The organism is Vibrio hepatarius (assembly GCF_001274785.1).
Classification (GTDB): Bacteria; Pseudomonadota; Gammaproteobacteria; order Enterobacterales; family Vibrionaceae; genus Vibrio; species Vibrio hepatarius.
Window position 1 is genome coordinate 1 of record NZ_LHPI01000030.1, and the last position, 2,479, is coordinate 2,479.

Annotated in this window: 3 protein-coding genes; all 3 read right to left on the reverse strand. The window is 60.0% G+C overall.

The features are described 5' to 3' along the window. Nucleotides 1–14: 14 nt before the first annotated feature. Entirely contained in the window at nt 15–293 is a 279-nt protein-coding gene (locus AKJ31_RS20540) for a LysR family transcriptional regulator (RefSeq protein ID WP_001100557.1), read from the reverse strand. A gap of 54 nt (nt 294–347) precedes the next feature. Beyond that, a complete protein-coding gene (gene floR / locus AKJ31_RS20545; protein WP_000214119.1) occupies nt 348–1,562 on the reverse strand; it encodes a chloramphenicol/florfenicol efflux MFS transporter FloR in 1,215 nt (404 codons plus the stop codon). Between the two features lie 216 nt (nt 1,563–1,778). Continuing rightward, a partial coding sequence (locus AKJ31_RS23475; RefSeq protein ID WP_000326430.1) for a DUF3363 domain-containing protein occupies nt 1,779–2,479 on the reverse strand: 701 nt, incomplete at its 5' end.

The window sequence follows — 2,479 nt, forward strand, 5'->3', positions numbered from 1 at the left end:
CCAGCCAGTGCCCGTCACTCCGCGGTCTTCACTGCGTGATCGAGTTGATCGACACCCGCCGTGACACGCTCCATGAAGTGCCTGCCTGCGTCTGTTAGCCGAACGCCCCGCGCATGGCGCTCAAATAGCAGGACACCAAGGTTATCCTCCAGCGCTTTCACACGCGCGCTGACGCTCGACTGGCTGATACCAAGTGCCTTGGCCGCATGCCGAAAATTCAGATGCTCGGCGACGGCGATGAACTGAACAAGGGAAATGAGCGGTATCCTGCCAGACAGGATACCGACATTCACGAGGTTTCGATGGTTAGTGCGCCGCATCGGAGCGGGCCTGCTACCAGTCGTCGGTTAGACGACTGGCGACTTCTCGGTGGCAGCCCCACGGAGCCGAAGGAGCACCAGCCCCAACGAAACCAGTACCGCCATCGCCGTGGCGTAACAGATCACGGGCCACGCTGTGTCACCGTTTAAAAGTGCCACCGCCAATGTCCCGACAATGCTGACTATCAGGCTTTGAACGCAGAAGTAGAACGCGACCGCTGATCCCGCGATGTCGTCGAACTCTGCCAAAGCGCCGTTCGCGGTAACGGACACCGTGAAGACAATACCGACCGCGACAACCCACATCGGTAGGATGAAGGTGAGGAATGACGGCGAGCCGTAAAGTTCGCCGATCCCCAACAGGACCGCTCCGCAAACAAGCAACGCCATCCCACGCGCCACGCATCCTGCGATGCCCCATCTGGCGACAAAGGACTTCGCGAAACGGGTTGTCACGATCATTACAAGCGCGACAGTGGCGAAGGCAAAGCTGAATCCGATCTCGGAATATTCCGCTTGGCCTATGAGCACACGGGGAGCCGTCGAGAAGAAGACGAAGAAGGTGCCCATACCGGCGCTAAAGCCGACAGTGTAAACCCAAAAAGCCGGACTCGCGAAGATCGGCAAGACAGATCGGCGCGTCTTGACTTGATCCAGAGGGCGGGTTTCGTGCCACCTGAAACCCGCATTTAGGAGTGCGAGCATCGCCAGTATAGCCAAAGTAATGAATATCGCCTGCCATCCCAAGAACTCGCCGATCAATGCTCCGGCGATAGGGCCGAGCGCAGGCACGAACGCCAGCATCGAACTGAAAAGGCCGTAGATGACGACACCCTCAGGACGGTTGGCATAAACGTCGCGAACCGTCGCGAACGTCGCCACCAGCATGGCCGACGCGCCCACTGCTTGAAGTAGACGGAAAGCGACAAAGGCCGGTGCAGTTGAAGACCAAGCTGCTCCCAGAGACGCAATGACGAAAGCCGTTGCGCCCGCAAGTAGAATTGGCCGTCGCCCGATTCTGTCTGAGAGCGGACCAAAAATCACCTGGCCCACGCCGAGCATCACCATATAGAGGCTCAACGTGAGTTGGATCATAGCGGGCGTCGTGTTCAGGATGCCGGGCATCGCTGGAACGACAGGGAGATAAATATCCATCGCCAGTGAAGCGAGGATGTCGAAAGGAGCCATCAGCAGCAGTGCTGCCGGCAGCGTATAGGCCCACGCGGGGCGTGTGGTGGTCATGACGAATCAACCCTCGATTAAGGAATACCGGGCGACGTCTGCTCGTCAGCAATCAGATGAGACTAGCCTTACAGAGCGCCGCAACAACAATACTGGTTGTTGCGGCTTACTTGTCTGCTGACTTGGAATTTCCCATCTGATTACTCCACGCTTACGAATATGAATTGCTACATTTTATCCGATTATCTTTTGCTTCGCAATGCGGCATGGGCGCACTCAGCGTTCCAGCCCCCTCTGCCGCCCTAACTGCCACGACACCGACCCGCCCTGCACGATGCCCATAACCTCGCGGCCGAGTTGGCGGTCGATGATCGGCCGCCACGGGACAAGGGTGAACTCATGGGATTTCTCGACCACGGCGAACTTGCCGCTCGATAGATGCACGGTTCCGGTAAACTTGCCGCTGACGCTCTCGCCGTCCGTGGCGGCGCGGAACGGCAGGCCCTTACTCAAAGCCATATCCGATCCGACGCCGGCTACCTCGCGCTCCCGCAGGATGGCGAGAAGGTTGCGCCGGTAGAAGACGCGGCTGTCCCGGCTGCGGGTGGCGTCGCCCTGTTCGATATGGTGCTCGCGGCGCTGGTCCATGGCTTCGCGGACTTGTTGCCCGAAGCCGGTTGGCGCAAGGTCGGCCGTCTCGCCGTGGATCAGCCGCCGGTCCAGCCAGGTCGCGCCGTCCGATCCGATCTGTTTGTTCAGATCGACCGGGGAAAGGACGCGAACGCTGGCCTGACTGTCTCGGCCGGCGTCATGGGCGGCGGCACGGCTGACCAGATCATCGGGGATGCGCCATTGGTCGGCGTCGATCCGCTCGACGATACCGGCCCGGCGTAGCGCCTCCAGCCGGCGCACATGGGCATCGACATAGCCCTCATAGTCGCCGCCTGGAACGCGGCACGTATAGGAAGAATAAACGC